The organism is Paenibacillus sp. GM1FR, from assembly GCF_002803315.1.
Taxonomy (GTDB): domain Bacteria; phylum Bacillota; class Bacilli; order Paenibacillales; family Paenibacillaceae; genus Paenibacillus; species Paenibacillus amylolyticus.
Window position 1 is genome coordinate 74,106 of record NZ_MKZL01000009.1, and the last position, 15,066, is coordinate 89,171.

The window sequence follows — 15,066 nt, forward strand, 5'->3', positions numbered from 1 at the left end:
TTACAGAAGGGGCAAGACAAGCATAAACATAAAAAAACGATGATTCACTAGGCGATTCCTGAACCGTATCCGGTATTCAGAGTTGCCTGGTGAACATCGTTTTTATTTTCTTTTTGTTACGAATATTAACGAATGACGGTATCCAGCGGTTTGAGATTGGCTTCAATCTCGGCGCGGCGACCTTCAAGGAATGGAGGCAAAGCAAGCGATTCACCCAGATGCTCCAATTCTTCGTCTGTATCAAATCCCGGACCATCAGTTGCAAGTTCGAACAGAATACCGTTTGCTTCACGGAAGTACAGGGAGCGGAAGTAGAAGCGATCTACAAAACCGGAGTTAGGGAATTGGAAGTTACGAACCCGTTCCACCCATTGTTTGAGTTCTTCTTCGTTATCCACACGGAATGCAACATGGTGTACGCTGCCACGTCCAGGACGCTCTTGGGCAAGGTCATTCCGTTCCTCAACATGCACCTCGGAGCCGCTGCCACCTTCACCGGATTCAAAAACGAGTACATCAGGTTGACCTGGAGTAAAGGCAGGGTAACTTCCTTTAGCTCTGAAACCGAGCAATTCTGTAAGAACCGGAGCGGTAAGGGAAGCATCTTTTACCGTAAGATGGATAGGGCCAAGACCTACAATGCCATACTCGGCAGGCACAGGACTCTGATCCCATGGTTTACCACCAGCGACACCTGTGTTGTTTTCATCCGAGACCAGAATCAGACGTTGTCCTTCAAAGTCTGTGAACGAAAGCGTGGCACGACCACCCCGTTCAACAATCTCTCCATGTGGGACTTCGAATTCGTCAAAACGCTGCTGCCAGTAAGTCAGTGCTGCATCACTTGGAACGCGCAGTGACGTGCCAGATATACTGTTCACACCTTCACGTGTCTGTCCGGCCATCGGAATCTCGAAGAAGGTAAGTTCGGTACCCGGATTGCCTTTTTCATCGCCATAGAAGAGATGGTAGACGGACACGTCGTCCTGATTGACCGTTTTTTTAATGAGGCGCAAACCCAGGATGTTGGTGTAGAAACGATAGTTCTGATCGGCATGTGCTGTTAGAGCGGATACGTGGTGAAGTCCTTTGATTTGCATAATATTTCCTCCTAGATGAAATGGGATAGTGTAAATGTTCAGTTGAACGTTTGTTAAGTACGGTATATTTTATTTCGATTAAGAAAGTTACTAACTTTTCGTTTGTTTTGTTTCTGAATTTATCTTAACATAAAGATATTTAAATTACAATGCTTATTTAGAATTCCAACTGGACAGCTCTTTCATTCAATGGCAAAATGAAAAAGTTAACATTAAAGAGAGATACTGTTGGTGAGATCCTTGTAAAGGAGAGAAGAGATGCATGGCGTATCCAACATGGCTGGACCCTTATGATGCAGAGCCGTTTATCCTGTTCTCCACTTCACATATCGTTTCAATTAGCGTAATTACAGCAATGATTGTACTGATGTTTTTGCTTCGACACCATCTTCGATCATGGTCAGAGAGGGCACGCCGCATACTGCGGATTGTTCTGGCCTGCATCATGTTTGCCTGCGAAATCGTGCTGCAACTCTGGTATGTGTATGGAGGGATATGGAGCCTGCAGACTTCACTGCCACTCGAACTATGCAGTCTGTCTCTGCTATTATCGGCGTTGTTACTACTGACACGCAGTCGACTGTTACATTCTGCACTGCTGTTTGCAGGCATTGCTGGAGCCCTTATGGCGATCCTGACTCCTAATCTGGGTTATGGTTATGCACATTTTCGATTCATTCAATTTATCGTTGCTCATGCCTGTATCATTCTGGCTTTACTATATATGACCTGGGTGGAACAGCTGCGACCTAGCTGGAGATCTGTAGCAGGTTCGATGATATTTGTGAATGTGGCAGCACTAATCGTATACATTGTAGATGTCATGCTTGACGCGAATTATATGTTTTTGAGACACAAACCGAGTACACCCTCGGTGCTGGATGTGCTAGGTCCGTATCCCATGTACATCCTTGGGGAAGAGATCCTTGCATTAGTCTTGTTCTCGCTGATGTACATTTTGCTCTTTGCCATTCCAGATCGGTTGAAGCATCGTGTGAAAAAAGGTAAAAGCTCCGCGGTATAGGGATAATCCTAGTAGTTGCGCCTGCGCCGCATTATAAACTCTTTATAAATAAAATATCCCGCAGTAACCTGACTGGATCAGGTCGCTTGCGGGATGTTTGGGCGTTGTCCCTGAATGGGGCCAGCTTTTATATGTTTATCCACGGAGCAGAGATTCCGCACCATCCACGTAGATTCGTGTACCTGTAACATGAGAGGCTTCATCGGAAGCGAGGAACAGAACGAGGTTCGCCACTTGCTTCGACGTTCCAGGTTCGCCCTTGAGCGGATGTTCGTGACCCTCAGGGAATTCAACAGGAATCTGTACTTCTTTCAGATCATCCGACGGGTAGGTGTTATCATCAATGTTGGTATCGATGGCTCCCGGGCAAACGGCATTTACACGGATCTTATAACGAGCCAGCTCCAGTGCAGCCATCTTGGTAAATGCAGTTTGTCCCGCTTTGCTGGAAGCGTATGCAGAGAAACCAATCCCTGAGAAGACCCGGTTACCGTTGATGGAACTAGTGATAATGATGCTGCCGCCATGTTCTTTCAGATGAGGAATAGCATATTTGACGGTTGCGAAGGTTCCGCGCATATTGATCTCCATCGTCTGGTCCCAGTCCTCAATTTCCATCGTTTCAATCGGGGCCATCGTTCCGTTAATGCCGGCATTCGCAAATATGATATCCAGTTTACCCGCTTCAGCCGCAGCCTGATTGATTGCCTTCTGCACATTATCCGGTTTGGAGATATCACATTCGATCACATACGCTTCTCCGCCAGCCTTTTCGATCGTCTGCTTGGTTTCCTCCGCATTTTCGGGTGTGCGATCCAGCATGTACACTTTGGCCCCATGTTCGGCGAATCGAATAGCAGTAGCCTGACCAATACCCGATCCACCTCCGGTTACAATCGCCACTTTGCCTTCCAAACGTTGTTCTGTCATCTCTGATCCCTCCATGAGTTAGATTATCGTTGTACGCTCTACTTCTAACATACCCGGCTCAAGACGCGTGAATCATATGTGTATATATCAAAAAGAACAGGACCGCAACGCGGCCCTGTTCTGGAACAGATCAACTTCATCATCTGTCTGCTGTAATATTATTTTGGCATGTGTGATAGGAGACACCCTTAGGTCATGCCTTGGTTTACTTATGTTTTTTCCAGTCCATAGCGCTGTTATTGAGCAAATATTCGAAATCGTTATCCCGGCGCTTCTGCTCCGCTTGGCGGGCTTCTTCTGCCTGCTGACGTTCCTGCTCTTTAAGAGCCGCCTCGGCAGCCTTGGCTTCATCCGCCTGAGCTTTCAGCTTCTCCAGCACATCACTGCTGAGCAGATCCTTCAGTGTTGTGGGTTTATCCTGTGCTACTGCTGCTTTGGGAGCAGGAGTGCGTTTTTTGGATTTTGCCATAGGAAAATCTCCTTTCCAAACATGAATCAGGTTCCATTTATCGTACAGTAGTCATAGTATATCAGGTTCCCGTAAAGCATTCCATGAATCTGCGGAACAAAAGCAGGAAAACGAGGGTTGCGTGACGAATGAAAACGGGTATAAAATCATATACTATTACCGATACTGCGACTATTCCCTGGAGAAAGGAGTCGTTGTTCGTGGAAGTAAACCGTGGTTTACTGAAAGGGCTTGCATGGGGCGTTGCCTTTAGCTGCCCGTTATGGATTGCGATTATCGGCTGGTTACGTTTGATGGGATGGATGTATTGAGGATGATGCCGGAAGAGGTCATTTTTTATAAAGTCATAGATGTAACCGCTATCATTAAAATCAAAAAATAAAGCTCTGCCTTGCGAGATTCGCAAAGGACAGAGCTTTTGTTTGTTTAGAGTTCATTAACAAGTCATAACCATGGATTATCATCCGTTTGGAAGGAAGTTCATTAAGGCATTTTTACCGGCTCTGGATATTCCAGACCGTGGGTGTCTACCGTAACTTTTTTCATAACTTGATCGGAAACCGGTTTGTCACCTTCACCTATTTCCTGAGCAGCAATACCATCAACAACTTCCATACCTTCTGTTACCTTACCGAAGGTAGCGTATGAGTTATCCAGGTAATCCGCGTCAGCTAACATGATGAAGAACTGGGAGCCTGCTGAATCAAGATTATCCGATTTACGTGCCATCGAAATGATTCCCCGAGTATGATTTAGGTGATTCTTGTGGCCATTGGATGTAAATTCCCCTTTGATCGTATAACCTGGGCCGCCTGAACCGTTGCCATCGGGATCACCACCCTGAATCATGAAGCCCGGAATGACCCGGTGAAAGATCAGGCCGTCATAGAACCCTTTATTCGCAAGGGAGATGAAATTATACACCGTGTTGGGCGCAATCTCGGGATAGAGCTCAATAACGATCTTTTGACCATCCTGCATCTCAATGGTAGCCACCGGGTTTGGACCTTCAGGTGCGGCCGGGACCGGCGCTTGCTCGGCACTGGTTGCAGGGCGTCCGCAACCACTAATGACGATAAGCAGCATCGCAAGAACGAGCGATACTGCGGTTGTTTTTTTCCACCGTAAAGACATGAAAACGTTCCTCCTTGCATCTCTGCATTATATATTTTCTCCAAATCATATTTGGATATTTACCCAACTATCATACCGTTTTTGTGGACAGGATGGCAATGTAATACATGTGTTTGTGGTGAACAAGGGATGGTCTTCGTGGAATGATGGGTGTAAAATAAGGAAAATGCTTCCGCATCGGGACGTACGGGTCTGTTCCGTCCGCTCCAATACACGGCAGTCCCGTCGTCAGTAACGGAAAGGGCGTGCGGGTATATGAACTTCTCGTGGAAGCGCAATCTGGTCATATTGTGGATTGGTGTATTTTTTTGCAGCACCGCGTATTCGATCTCGATTCCATTTCTGCCCCTGTTTCTAAGTGCTGACTTGGGGGTTCGTGATCACCTGGAGTTATGGTCAGGACTGGCATTTGGCATTACGTTTCTCGCGAGTGCACTCGTGTCTCCGTTCTGGGGATCACTGGCTGACAAATACGGACGCAGGCCCATGCTGATCCGGTCGGGATACAGCCTTGCCGTCTTGTATTTAATCAATTATTTCGTGCAGGACCCGTATTCTCTGATTGTTGTTCGATTGTTTCAGGGTCTGCTTGCAGGGTTTGTTCCAGCAGCGATTGCTCTGGTAGGCACAAATACACCTGAAGAGAAGACTGGTTATGCACTTGGTATTATGTCCACTGCAGGAGCCACTGGTGGTATTATCGGACCGTTAATTGGTGGCGTGGTGAGTCATTATTATGGCAACCGGAATGCATTTTTATTTTCGGCTATTGTTGTGTTAGTCTCAGCAATCATCGCAACCTTCTGGGTAAAAGAAGAGAACTTCAACCGGAACAAAGCTCGTTCCCACGTCATGGATGATATTCGTGAAGCAAGAGCGAATCGTTTGTTTATGACGGTGCTTGGCATGATGGGCATATGTACGTTCTCCGTCATGATTCTGGAGCCATTATTGACGGTTTATGTGATGGAGATGGGTGTTCAGCCGGATCGTGCCTCACTCAGCTCGGGTATTATTTTCTCAGCGGTGGGGGTAGCAACAGTTATTATGGCGCCGCGGTGGGGCAAGATTGGTTCAAGGATTGGATACGGTAAAGTGTTGATCATCGGACTGGTTGGTGGGGCTGTAGGGAATCTTCTGCAGTTCTTTACAACAGGTTATATCGCATTCGGCATTTTACGATTTGTGTATGGTTTATTCTTTGCGGCTGTATTTCCGGCAATTAACGCCATGATTGTGCAGGCTACCGCATCGAGTTTCCGGGGCAGGGCTTTTAGTCTGAATCAATCCGCTGCCCAGATCGGGACGATGGCGGGACCGATTATTGGTGGTGTACTTGGTGGCTGGCTGCCGATACGCTGGATATTTATTATTAATGGAGTTGCATTGATCATCACTGCGATTGTAGCCAAGTGGTCAGGATTGGATCACAAACTGCCCGTGGTAAGTAAGGTTTCCGCTAAACGATGATGCTGAATTGCAAAGAGAAAGTGAACTTACAGGTAACAAAAAAGATGACGCTGTGAAAATTACAGACGTCATCTTTTTTAAGTCTACTACGGATCTATATAAGTTAGTCATCCGAAGAGGGCTTACGAGAAGCCTTCTCTTTGGGAATGGCATGCTCGACCGCATCACGTTGATCCTCATCCTCAAGTGCTTCGGGAAAGGAGTCCTCAGTGAACAGTCCGAAGTCCGGGTCAATATCCCGTTCGGTCACGAGATTATCCGGTTCATGCACATGCTTTTGGCGATCTTCCTTCATCGTGTATGCACCTCCTCATTCAGGATGTCATAACAGCTGTTAATGTCGCGGTGGAATGTCGTTCTCTGGTTTGGCATCCGCACCAGCACCATTAAGCAGATCGGTACCATGCAGCGCATCCGGATCGGGTGCAGCAGGATCAACCGGACTGTTTGGTTGCAGAAGATCTGCATCCGGTACAGATTCCAGCGGTGTCTCTGCCAAACGTGAATCCAATTCCGGCTCATCCACAGCGGTTGCGGCTACGGGTGCCAGATCCGAATCTTCCGTTACAATCCGTCTGCCGGAAACTTCATCAAAGGTATCCATATCGCCTTCCGGGACTTCCGTCTCTGGCGGAATATCGCGGGACCTCTGATAACGGTCATAATAGCGGTCGCTCTCTTCGTTACTAATTGGTTTGTCAGACATGAGTAACACTTCCTTTCATTGTCGGTTGTCCAAATGCTTCTTACCCCGTAGTTACCCAAAGCGCTAGTGTTGTAATCTTGCACAGGTTATTATCTCCGGGTGTTCACTACGATATGAATGCCTTAGAATTTGGGGAATACATATTTAACCAAGAAGTATAAGAATCCGAAAAAGATAATGATATATGCGGCATATTTAATAAATGTGGAAGCGACCATACTTGAATCCGATTTATGCTGAACATCCTTATGTTCTACCTCAACCGTACGATGGGGCTCATTCATTGTAATCATCTCCTTAGCGTGTTTGTTTGCTTTGAGAAACCATTACACCCGGAGCAAAGGATTGAATCGCAGCCACCGTTTTTACAGCTTTTCCTGTTTTGCCTATGTTATGATGAAGCTTGAATATGTAAGGGAGGGATTCATGTGGACTGGTATACACTGGGTAATATGATCACACGCATCCGTATCGGGCAAAAGGCGTCCACCCCCGGGTTCTCCCGTACCGTCATCCGTCGTCCGGATGGTTTGTTTTGGGTAGGCGGTATATGGTCCGGGCAAGTGGTCCAGTTACGGGATTTCCTTTTTTCCGACATATGGACCATCTATGATGATGAGGAGACAGAGCAGTGGCTTGAATTTCGCAGTCAAGTTGAACAGAAAGAACGGGAAATGATAGTGAACCAGTTCGAAGACCTGCGTGATTAATCGAATAACTTTAACAATAAAATGGAAATAAGACTATAAATCGACTTAAATGTGAAATTTCATTTTATCTCAAGAAGGTGACGTGACAAACGGTGGCGAATGATAAATGAGAGAATCTAAGATAGGGAAAATTAGAACTTTGAGGTGCTGTGAATGAAAAATGTGCCCAAAGCTATCGTCATCTTATGGATGAGTGTATTGATTATTCTAGGCATGCCACATGGGATAGTCTTTGCAACTACAGGAGCGGTTCAGCAACCTGTATCCATTACAGGATGGGAAGTAAAATGGGGGAACGTTGACGACCAAGGGTTCATCAGTGAGGTTAAGGGAGCAGACGAAATATGGGAAAAGCAGGGCAGCGATAAGTTAGAGTATAGCAATACGGATCGATCGAATTCTTTATGGACTCGCCTGACCATCCCTGAGTTGAGTGAGGAAAGTTCAGCCATTCGATTTGAGAACATTAAAGGCAATCATATTGTTGTTTATCTGGAAGACCGCAAGGTCTACGAGAACTACCATTACAATTATGATAATAATGCGGTGTTGCTGCCCTTATCCAGCGAAAATTCAGGTGACACGCTCTATGTATGGTCGCAAAATGAAAAAGGCCGTCTGGGGATACAAGGTACTGTTCAGGTTGGACCTTATGCCGCGTTACAGGAGAAATATATTCATAACGGACTTATTGATGTAATTTTGGGCGCGACCTTTGTGTTCACAGCGATTACGATGCTGAGTTGTACGTTCTTCCTTGGCAAATTCCATAAGGGATTATGGATCTCGCTATGCATTGTGATGGGTTCCATCGGAACGATGATCATCACGTACTCGCAATTTTTGTATACGTTCTATCAGGTATATGGTGACCTGTATTCCGTAGTCTTTGATCTGGCGATGCTGCTGGGTATGCCAGCGCTATGTTATTTTTTTGAACAGATAATCGGGCCAGGACTGCATGGAATCTTCACCAAACTGCGAAAAATACTATTCATATATTCAGTTATCGCTGTGTTCTCTCTATTTATCTATGTTACTTCAGGTGGGCAATGGGAGATCCTCTACAATCTGCTCGTACAGCGTGTGGTTGGCATTGTGCTGGTCATTCTGCTGACAATCCTGTTGGTTGGTACCATCGCCAAAGCGCTGCAACGAAATCGGGAAGCTATGCTGCTTGCAACGGGATTTGGTACATTTGCCTTGATCAGTGTGGCTGAACTGTTGTGGTATTATCAGCGGAGTGGGACGTATCATCTGTTATGGTGGAAATGGTCCATGGTTGCATTTGTGATCTCGTTGATTGCCATTCTCGGAAGTCGTTTTGCCGAAAAACATACTAAAGTTCTAGAGTATTCCAAGGAACTGGAGCTGTTCAACAATGAGTTGCAGCGATCCGAAAAGATGGAGATTATTAGCGAACTGGCCGCTTCCGTTGCCCATGAAGTACGTAATCCACTTCAGGTGACAAGAGGGTTCCTGCAACTTATGACGGAACAGGAAGACAACAAAAATAAGGGGTATGTGCGAATTGCACTGGAAGAACTTGATCGGGCTTCGGGCATCATAACGGATTTTCTTACCTTTGCCAAACCTGAGTTTGACCATATTATCTCGCTCAATATCTCGGATGAGTTCAATCATATTGAAGGCATTCTTGTACCGATGGCTAATCTGGAAGGTGGTAAAATCACTACCGACATTCCGCCAGATCTATATATTCGAGGCAATTCCTCGAAGTTCAAGCAGGCTTTTATCAATATTATCAAGAACAGTATTGAAGCTCTGCAGGGACAAGGTCAGATTGATATCTGGGCGTACAAGCAGGATGGAATGATTAAGGTGCATGTCAGGGATAACGGAGAAGGAATGGACGAGGAAGCACTCTCCCGGTTGGGCGAGCCTTATTTCTCCAATAAAATCAAAGGCACAGGCCTGGGCATGATGGTGACATTCCGAATTGTTGAAGCGATGCAAGGACAGATCAGCTTTACAAGCACCAAAGGGGTAGGAACAGAAGCGGTTGTATCTTTTGCCGAGTTCGTCGATTGACGAACTCACAGAAGGATACAGCGGCTTTTTTGTTCCTACCCCTGATTTCTTACATTACCAATAACTCACCCGGTTTAACTTCTCCAAGGTCCGCAATTCACATCATAATTTACTTTGGAAGGATTGGGAGGTATGACAAGCACATAGTCATTCTGCTGCTCCTCAACGGTACGCACCTGAATGTGCTCCGGGATTATGATGCCAAACGCTTCACGAAGCGCTTGCTTCGGATTGGAGTGCAATTGTTGTCTGAAGTGCTCGTCAGTCCAAGCCTTTTCAATAATATCCTCATGCAACGTTTTCTCTGATACCATCATCGTCAACATTCCCTTCATATTTAAAATTAAACTGAATCAGCTTAGTCCTTATGTTCAGAATCCCAACTGTTGCTCGCTAATCCAGTGATGAAACCCGCCTTGGAGGAGCCGTTTCTTCCGTTGTGTAATGTCCTGAACAGCTTGTACTAAAGTGCTGCATAAATAAGAATTAAACGCCTCGAGATGCGATATTCCTAAGTTAGACGATGTTAGTATACGATTATAGTGATAAGCAATGTCTACATAAGAGTTCATAAGTTGTGTATTGTATACATTGTCATGTATACGTTCGCTTAGAGGATGAACTGGATAGTTGTGATTCAGTGCTGCGGATATGTGGGAGAGGTAGCTGTTGTAGTTTCCATGCACAGCATCTTGTTGCGTGTCTGTGAAGTCATCGGTCATCTGGAGAGTCATGAGTGTGATGTTGATGGCAGAACACACCGGGATTATCCGGTCGGACTGATTCTGAAGAAGGAGTGCACCAGTAGCTCCAATGAGGAGAGGGGCAGCCTTTTGCGCAATCAACAAGGGATTCTGTTGGAAATAATCAATGGAATGCTCACCCGTAACACTCACGGCCCAATCCACTACATATTGTCTGAAATAGACCCAGAACGTGGAGGAAGGATTGAATAATACCGCGTAAGATTGAAGTGCATCCATGTAATATAGATTACCCAGGGATAACTGCAATGTGGCATTCTCCGGTTGTTCATCCATCACGTCGTCCTGATTCAGAAAATATAACATGTGAATGAGACAGGCTGTACTTAATTGGTGTGCTTTCTCTGGGGGTAGTTTATCTGAGTGTTGAATCCAAAGTGGAGTGATGTACCCGATGTAGCTGTGTCCCGAATCTCGTAACAGCGGATTAACCGAACGAAGCTGCTCTAATGCATGTCCTGACAAGGGTTCGGGATATTCCCGTACGAGTTGCTCCGCTGAAGCAAACACGACCTCCAGATCGGATCTAAACGGATCTAACCAATCTTTCCGCATCGTTACATCTCGTCCTTCCTGCGATAAGGTGATTCAGGACTGTTCGACTAGATCATGAAGTTACATTCATTATAGCGGAAATAAACTGAAAAAAATAGGATTTTTTGTGATCAATTGTGAGAAAAATGATGACTTTTTGTATTTTATGGCATAAAAAAGTGGATTTTAGGCTCAAACTAGGAAGGCACAGGATTTCGACATCGGAAAGGCGGCAGAAAAATGAATTTGAAATGGAAAACATGGATGGCAGCCGGATTGGCAGCCGTAGTTATAACAGCAGTAACAGGACATGTGGCATTTGCTGACCCAGCCGTTCGTGCTGAGCAACATGACGATGCGTCAAAAGCTTCTTCCTCTGGCAAACCAGCGAAGCCATGCATGCAGGCAGGACACGGTCTGTTCATGATTGGTGAGACGGCAGACTTGCTTGGGATTGGACTTCGGGATCTGAAAGAACAGATGGAACTTGGCAAGACGTTGTCCCAGATTGCCAAACAGCGTAAGGGACTTAGCGAGGAGCAGTTATTGCAGAAGTTGAAGCCTACACTGGCACAACGTCTGGATCAAGCTGTAGAAGAAGGTTGTCTCACCAAGGAACAAGCTGAAGCCACGAAGGCGGACATGGATACCAAGTTGAAAAAGGTCATTAATACCCCGCTGCGTGATTTGCGGCGTGAATTTGCCCACCATGGCAAACGTTCCATGGTAGATAAGGGCGAAATTGCCCGGTTTATTGGAGTCACGCCTGCTCAACTGCACGAGCAGCTTCAGGGAGGGAAATCCCTGGCTGAGATTGCTCAGGCAAAAGGCATTAGCGAAACGCAGCTGGTGGACAAGCTGAAGGAACAATTAACGGGTGATCTGAAGAGATTTGTGAATCAGAAGGGCAACGTGCATCCAGCCCCGGGTCCCCAGGAACCTGTTCCTGGACGATCAACTTCGAGCGAAGTGAAATAAAGAAGAGCGTCTCCGTGAGGGGGCGCTCTTCTTTATTTTTAAAACGGCTCACTCGTTCCCGGACTGCGAGTTGGGCCGGGTGACGGAGTTCGCTCAGATGAATTTCTTTTGTTCACAGCAGCTGATGAATTAGGTATAGAACGTGATTTGCGCATTAATCCTACGGTGAAACGTGAGCCAGGAAGCTTGGATAGCGCCCAACTGATAGCAAGAGCAATACCAACGGTTACAAGGAACGATAGCAACGTTACAGGCAGATGCCATCCACTGAGTTGAAGCGGTCTGGTGACATAAGCGATCGCGTAGATCACCAGTGCATGAACCAGATATCCACCAAATGAATAGCGGCCAATCCAGGCTAACAGGCGCTGAAACCTTGTGTTTTTGCTCCGCATCAGTACAAGGAAACCATACATCATAAACATCTGAGCCATAATGATCAGGAATGTGGTTGGTTTCAGATAGGTGGAGATATTCAGATTCACAACATCCCCGGACCCACGCAGCACATCGTAACCAAGCCATATATACATCCCTATAAACAGACAGATCGTCCATGGCAGGATCTTCGTGGTCCAACTTCTCCAGCTATCCACTGACCAGGCACATACGGCACCTAGTAAAAAGTAGAACCAGTACATCACCCATGAATAGGAGCGATATTGCAGCAACGTTGACCAAGGCTCAGACATGGATTCTGTCCAGCCTCCCATATTATAGTAGGACCATTTCATAAGCAGGCCGTATAGTGCTGCTGCAAATAGAATTAGCCCGATAATGACTTGCATGGGCGTGAAACGTGAGGCGTTCTGGATACGTCTCTGAATGGCTTTTGCTCCCACCAAAAACAGGGGGAACAGAATATAGAACTGAAACACCATAATGACAAACCAGAGATGATATCCTGTCTGTGGGACAAACAGTTCACGAATCAGACTGCGAAAATCCGGTATGCCTGCAAGCCAGAACGCGGGGGTGAAGATACGGACAGAAAGCCAGTAGATCAGTGTCCATACGACAAACGGCATATAGATATCGCCAAATCGCTTTCGAATGAAGCGAGGATAGTCCGGTTTGGTGTTACGATGATGGTAAAACAACATAACACCCGATAGAAATACAAACGTCGGCGTACCAAATCGGGTCAGATGATAAATCATGGTCAGCATAATGGAATCCGGTTGTTCAATATCAGCGCGATAGATATACTCAGCGATACTATGCTGCATGACGATTGCCAGAAAGGCAATGCCCCGCAGTTCGGTCCATTCCGCTATTCGCGGTTTTTTCACATTGTAATCCTCCCTCCAGGAACCGGAGTTCATCATATAAGGGTACCTGTTAAACATTAAGGCTGCATTAAATGGAGAAAATAGGTACTAAAAAAGACGGCTTTGGCCGTCTTTTCTGTTGATATATCTCATGCTTGTTTTAGTTCTGTCCCTCTGCTGATGGAGTCTCTGAGGACTCGGCATCTTCTTCAAACAGTTTCTGAATGTAGGACTGGAGTTTGGTCACATCAACGCCCAGCACCTGAGCTGAGCCGACCAGTTCATTGGTGAGTAGTTTGTTCGGTGGAATCTGCTTCTGATCGATATCGTTCACATGGATATCGAAGCCAAGTGATGCGAGTTTTAACATCTGGGTTGGACTGAGGTCTGTCTCAATATAAGGAGCGATGGCTTCCAGGATATCCGGGATTTTGAAGAGCGACGTAGTGCTTTGCATTTTCTTGGCCAGCTCGGTCATGAAGATCCGCTGCCGTTCGGTGCGCGTAAAATCCGAGGTGGCATCATGCCGGAACCGAACATATTGCAGGGCGGTTTTGCCGTCCATATGCTGCAATCCTTTTTTTAAGTCAATGTCGTACATATGTTTATCTGCTTTACTGGTGTAATACATGTCTTTCTCCACATCGATCTCAATGCCGCCTATCGCATCAACAAGTGCCATGAAACCTGTAAAGTCTGTGTAGACATAATGCTGAATGGGAATACCGAGCAGATCACTGATGGTTTGTTTGGTCAGCTCCGCACCCCCGTAGGAAAAGGCTGCATTAAGTCTGCTTTTGCCATGCCCGGGAATGGCTACATAGGTATCTCGCAGTACGGAGAATAGATGGGCTTTCTTGGTGACCGGATCAATGGAAGCGACCATGACCGAGTCTGAGCGTCCTGAATCATCGCCTCTTGAGTCTCCACCAAGGAGCAGAATGTTCACCCGTTCCTGGCCCTCCCATCTGGGAATCGTTGTTGTTGGTGTGTCTGAATCGTTGTCTGTGCCGGAAGAGGACGAGTTGGATGAAGTCCCGGAAGCCGTGGAGATGCTATTGGCAAAATGAACAATCGAATATCCGTAATATACAACGACACCTGTAATCGCAAGTGCCAGGGTCAGGGCTGTACCCCATAACCATTTTTTAAGCATAATCTTCACCTTTCTATGATTGAACTGATATGTAACCCAAACTAGTTTAACAAAAAGAAAGCAAAATGTCCTCTTTGATTTCGTAACTTCGGTCAATGTGAGGAATGTTTGACAAATAGTTAGTGTATATTTATTATGTAAAAAATAATCTTGTTTTGTGTAATGGGGGTATTAAAAGCCAGTTATGAATCAATCACTATTTAATTGGATTAATCAGTTTGCAGACCAAATACCGTTTCTGGACTGGTTTATGATCACATCATCCGAGTATGCGGTTTGGATCATGATCGCACTGCTCGTTATTGTATGGTTTCTCGGCGATCCATCGAAACAGCGAATTGTTTTTTATGCCTGTGTGGCTTCCATTGTAGCGCTAGTTCTGGCCAAATGGGGGATATCACCAGCGGTCGGTCATCCAAGACCTTTTGTGGAAGGGACTGTGCATCAGCTGGTTGCCCATGTACCTGATCCTTCTTTTCCAAGTAAACATGCTTCCTTTGTATTTGCTCTAGCGGCTGCTTCATTCTTTATTGGACGTAGCTTCGGGTCATGGATGTTGTTACTCGCTGTGTTGACAGGGGTGTCGCGTGTATATGTTGGTGTGCATTATCCAGGAGATATTCTGGGAGGATTCATTCTCGGAAGTCTGCTTAGTGTGGTTCTGATTACAACCCGCAATTATACCAAGTCGATTCCCGACTTCTTCATTAACATACACCGTCGTGTTTTTCGTTAGCTTTTGAAAGTAATGTCTAGTGAAGTTTTGGT

Annotated in this window: 17 protein-coding genes; 6 read left to right on the forward strand and 11 right to left on the reverse strand. The window is 45.9% G+C overall.

All coding sequences use genetic code 11. The annotated features are described in order from the left end of the window. Nucleotides 1–125: 125 nt before the first annotated feature. Nucleotides 126–1,100, reverse strand: coding sequence for a ring-cleaving dioxygenase (locus PAEAM_RS05410; RefSeq protein WP_100526912.1), 975 nt, complete (start codon nt 1,098–1,100; stop codon nt 126–128). 262 nt (nt 1,101–1,362) lie between these two features. Here PAEAM_RS05410 and PAEAM_RS05415 point away from each other — a divergent pair, with 262 nt between their 5' ends. Further along, the gene (locus tag PAEAM_RS05415) at nt 1,363–2,124 is read left to right on the forward strand and encodes a YwaF family protein (RefSeq protein ID WP_100526913.1); all 762 of its coding nucleotides are present in this window, start codon (nt 1,363–1,365) and stop codon (nt 2,122–2,124) included. Nucleotides 2,125–2,259: 135 nt separating this feature from the next. On the opposite strand, the gene PAEAM_RS05420 is transcribed toward PAEAM_RS05415, so the two are convergent. From PAEAM_RS05420 to PAEAM_RS05430, 3 genes are all read right to left on the reverse strand, one after another. Continuing rightward, nucleotides 2,260–3,054 (reverse strand): SDR family oxidoreductase, encoded by a 795-nt coding sequence (locus PAEAM_RS05420; protein WP_036612094.1) that lies wholly within the window; start codon nt 3,052–3,054, stop codon nt 2,260–2,262. 205 nt (nt 3,055–3,259) lie between these two features. After that, nucleotides 3,260–3,523, reverse strand: coding sequence for a YqkE family protein (locus PAEAM_RS05425; protein ID WP_036612099.1), 264 nt, complete (start codon nt 3,521–3,523; stop codon nt 3,260–3,262). 483 nt (nt 3,524–4,006) lie between these two features. Continuing rightward, nucleotides 4,007–4,657: a peptidylprolyl isomerase gene (locus tag PAEAM_RS05430; RefSeq protein ID WP_100526914.1), complete on the reverse strand. Its 651-nt coding sequence runs from the start codon at nt 4,655–4,657 to the stop codon at nt 4,007–4,009. 255 nt (nt 4,658–4,912) lie between these two features. Here PAEAM_RS05430 and PAEAM_RS05435 point away from each other — a divergent pair, with 255 nt between their 5' ends. Continuing rightward, nucleotides 4,913–6,127, forward strand: a complete 1,215-nt coding sequence (locus PAEAM_RS05435) for an MFS transporter (protein WP_100526915.1) — start codon at nt 4,913–4,915, stop codon at nt 6,125–6,127. A 103-nt stretch (nt 6,128–6,230) separates the two neighbouring features. On the opposite strand, the gene PAEAM_RS05440 is transcribed toward PAEAM_RS05435, so the two are convergent. From PAEAM_RS05440 to PAEAM_RS31715, 3 genes are all read right to left on the reverse strand, one after another. Continuing rightward, nucleotides 6,231–6,422, reverse strand: a complete 192-nt coding sequence (locus tag PAEAM_RS05440) for a hypothetical protein (protein WP_036611535.1) — start codon at nt 6,420–6,422, stop codon at nt 6,231–6,233. 39 nt (nt 6,423–6,461) lie between these two features. Next, the gene (locus PAEAM_RS05445; protein WP_036611534.1) at nt 6,462–6,833 is read right to left on the reverse strand and encodes a hypothetical protein; all 372 of its coding nucleotides are present in this window, start codon (nt 6,831–6,833) and stop codon (nt 6,462–6,464) included. 122 nt (nt 6,834–6,955) lie between these two features. Further along, nucleotides 6,956–7,117, reverse strand: coding sequence for a hypothetical protein (locus PAEAM_RS31715; RefSeq protein WP_017690239.1), 162 nt, complete (start codon nt 7,115–7,117; stop codon nt 6,956–6,958). Between the two features lie 144 nt (nt 7,118–7,261). On the opposite strand from PAEAM_RS31715, the gene PAEAM_RS05450 reads away from it, so the two are divergent. Further along, on the forward strand, nt 7,262–7,543 hold the full coding sequence (locus PAEAM_RS05450; protein WP_036611533.1) for a hypothetical protein: 282 nt from the start codon (nt 7,262–7,264) through the stop codon (nt 7,541–7,543). 189 nt (nt 7,544–7,732) lie between these two features. Beyond that, nucleotides 7,733–9,595, forward strand: coding sequence for a sensor histidine kinase (locus PAEAM_RS05455; RefSeq protein ID WP_243391276.1), 1,863 nt, complete (start codon nt 7,733–7,735; stop codon nt 9,593–9,595). Nucleotides 9,596–9,669: 74 nt separating this feature from the next. Here the strand turns inward: PAEAM_RS05455 and PAEAM_RS05460 are convergent, their stop codons facing one another. Next, nucleotides 9,670–9,912 carry an NHLP leader peptide family RiPP precursor gene (locus tag PAEAM_RS05460; RefSeq protein WP_017690236.1) on the reverse strand — a complete coding sequence of 81 codons (243 nt, stop codon included), beginning with the start codon at nt 9,910–9,912 and terminating at the stop codon, nt 9,670–9,672. Nucleotides 9,913–9,966: 54 nt separating this feature from the next. Next, nucleotides 9,967–10,914 (reverse strand): hypothetical protein, encoded by a 948-nt coding sequence (locus PAEAM_RS05465; protein ID WP_100526917.1) that lies wholly within the window; start codon nt 10,912–10,914, stop codon nt 9,967–9,969. Between the two features lie 219 nt (nt 10,915–11,133). On the opposite strand from PAEAM_RS05465, the gene PAEAM_RS05470 reads away from it, so the two are divergent. Continuing rightward, a complete protein-coding gene (locus tag PAEAM_RS05470; RefSeq protein ID WP_100526918.1) occupies nt 11,134–11,871 on the forward strand; it encodes a hypothetical protein in 738 nt (245 codons plus the stop codon). Between the two features lie 38 nt (nt 11,872–11,909). Here PAEAM_RS05470 and PAEAM_RS05475 read toward each other — a convergent pair whose 3' ends face one another. Then, the gene (locus tag PAEAM_RS05475) at nt 11,910–13,163 is read right to left on the reverse strand and encodes an acyltransferase (RefSeq protein ID WP_100526919.1); all 1,254 of its coding nucleotides are present in this window, start codon (nt 13,161–13,163) and stop codon (nt 11,910–11,912) included. 139 nt (nt 13,164–13,302) lie between these two features. After that, the gene (locus PAEAM_RS05480; RefSeq protein ID WP_100526920.1) at nt 13,303–14,298 is read right to left on the reverse strand and encodes an LCP family protein; all 996 of its coding nucleotides are present in this window, start codon (nt 14,296–14,298) and stop codon (nt 13,303–13,305) included. 184 nt (nt 14,299–14,482) lie between these two features. Here PAEAM_RS05480 and PAEAM_RS05485 point away from each other — a divergent pair, with 184 nt between their 5' ends. Next, nucleotides 14,483–15,034: an undecaprenyl-diphosphatase gene (locus PAEAM_RS05485; RefSeq protein ID WP_100526921.1), complete on the forward strand. Its 552-nt coding sequence runs from the start codon at nt 14,483–14,485 to the stop codon at nt 15,032–15,034. Nucleotides 15,035–15,066 lie beyond the last annotated feature (32 nt).

Coding starts and splice junctions, on each gene's coding strand:
- PAEAM_RS05470 (WP_100526918.1), top strand. CDS start 11,134: ATGAATTTGAAATGGAAAACATGGATGGCAGCCGGATTGGCAGCCGTA.
- PAEAM_RS05445 (WP_036611534.1), bottom strand. CDS start 6,833: ATGTCTGACAAACCAATTAGTAACGAAGAGAGCGACCGCTATTATGAC.
- PAEAM_RS31715 (WP_017690239.1), bottom strand. CDS start 7,117: ATGAATGAGCCCCATCGTACGGTTGAGGTAGAACATAAGGATGTTCAG.
- PAEAM_RS05430 (WP_100526914.1), bottom strand. CDS start 4,657: ATGTCTTTACGGTGGAAAAAAACAACCGCAGTATCGCTCGTTCTTGCG.
- PAEAM_RS05420 (WP_036612094.1), bottom strand. CDS start 3,054: ATGACAGAACAACGTTTGGAAGGCAAAGTGGCGATTGTAACCGGAGGT.
- PAEAM_RS05440 (WP_036611535.1), bottom strand. CDS start 6,422: ATGAAGGAAGATCGCCAAAAGCATGTGCATGAACCGGATAATCTCGTG.
- PAEAM_RS05485 (WP_100526921.1), top strand. CDS start 14,483: ATGAATCAATCACTATTTAATTGGATTAATCAGTTTGCAGACCAAATA.
- PAEAM_RS05410 (WP_100526912.1), bottom strand. CDS start 1,100: ATGCAAATCAAAGGACTTCACCACGTATCCGCTCTAACAGCACATGCC.
- PAEAM_RS05455 (WP_243391276.1), top strand. CDS start 7,733: ATGAGTGTATTGATTATTCTAGGCATGCCACATGGGATAGTCTTTGCA.
- PAEAM_RS05480 (WP_100526920.1), bottom strand. CDS start 14,298: ATGCTTAAAAAATGGTTATGGGGTACAGCCCTGACCCTGGCACTTGCG.
- PAEAM_RS05415 (WP_100526913.1), top strand. CDS start 1,363: ATGGCGTATCCAACATGGCTGGACCCTTATGATGCAGAGCCGTTTATC.
- PAEAM_RS05435 (WP_100526915.1), top strand. CDS start 4,913: ATGAACTTCTCGTGGAAGCGCAATCTGGTCATATTGTGGATTGGTGTA.
- PAEAM_RS05465 (WP_100526917.1), bottom strand. CDS start 10,914: ATGCGGAAAGATTGGTTAGATCCGTTTAGATCCGATCTGGAGGTCGTG.
- PAEAM_RS05425 (WP_036612099.1), bottom strand. CDS start 3,523: ATGGCAAAATCCAAAAAACGCACTCCTGCTCCCAAAGCAGCAGTAGCA.
- PAEAM_RS05460 (WP_017690236.1), bottom strand. CDS start 9,912: ATGATGGTATCAGAGAAAACGTTGCATGAGGATATTATTGAAAAGGCT.